General features: G+C 66.7%; 1 protein-coding gene. It reads right to left on the bottom strand.

Translation table 11 applies throughout. From position 1 onward, the window contains the following. Positions 1-49: 49 nt before the first annotated feature. Positions 50-724 (bottom strand): hypothetical protein, encoded by a 675-nt coding sequence (locus tag AC1DES_RS19110; RefSeq protein ID WP_476897270.1) that lies wholly within the window; start codon positions 722-724, stop codon positions 50-52. Positions 725-921 lie beyond the last annotated feature (197 nt).

The following is a 921-nucleotide window of genomic DNA, read 5'->3' as shown; positions in this document are numbered from 1 at the left end:
GGCACGTTTCTGCCGGTGCAGACCATGCTTCCGGCAGGTCTTGGCGGTGTTACTTGGTGTTGACGGTGATTTTGGCGATGCCGACGAGCATGTCGGCTTTCACGGCGTCGGTCTTGAAGGTCTTGTTCAGCAGGCCGGCGGCGGTGTCGGAGATCAGCACGCGGGTGCCTTCCAGGACGGCGGTGTCGCCGGACTTCGCGAGKGGCTTGAGGGTGGAGCCGTCGAGGTTGAAGATGTAGGCCTGCTTCGCGGCGGTCGTGCCGTTCACGGCGACGTCACCGTAGAGCTTGGAGGTGCCCGGGTCGATGGTGAAGTTGGTCAGGTCGACCTTGGTGTCCCCGGAGGTCAGGGAGAACCCGGAGCCGGCGTGGCTGATCAGGCCCTGGACGTAGGGGCGGTAGTCCTTGGACGGGTCGTAGTAGTCGACCTTGCCGCCGGTGATGGGGAAGATGAGGGAGCCGTCGGTGAGTGCGGCGGTGCCGATGACGCCGGGGGTGAGCTTCAGGGTCTCCAGGGCCTTGGCGAAGGACGCGTCGAGCTTGACTGCGGTGGACGTCCCGGTCAGGGCCGGGATGGAGGCCAGCGGCTTCGGCGCTTCGGCCGCGGCGGACGAGGAGGAAGCCGGGGCGGGGGAGGTGTTGCTGGCCGGGGTGCAGGCGGCCAGGGAGAACATGAGTGAACCGGCGGCGGCGATTCCGGCGAAGGTCTTGAGGGAGGTGCGCATGGGAGTACTCCTTGAAGTCATTTTGGGGTGGTCCCGTCCCGGTGCGGGGGCCGTGGTGCGGGCCGCGGAGTTTCAGCGGGGCGGGTTTTTCTCTGTCAGGAGTACTTCGGCATCAACACTGTTCCGGATGGGTTCCCCGGATACCGTAACCATTCCGTGATGCCGGTCCCCGGACCCGTCGCGTGCCCGCCGCCGAC

The sequence above is a fragment of the Arthrobacter sp. 05T442 genome (assembly GCF_056395945.1).
The sequence above is the reverse complement of the archived record's forward strand: the minus strand, read 5'-3'. Positions and strand labels throughout refer to the sequence as shown.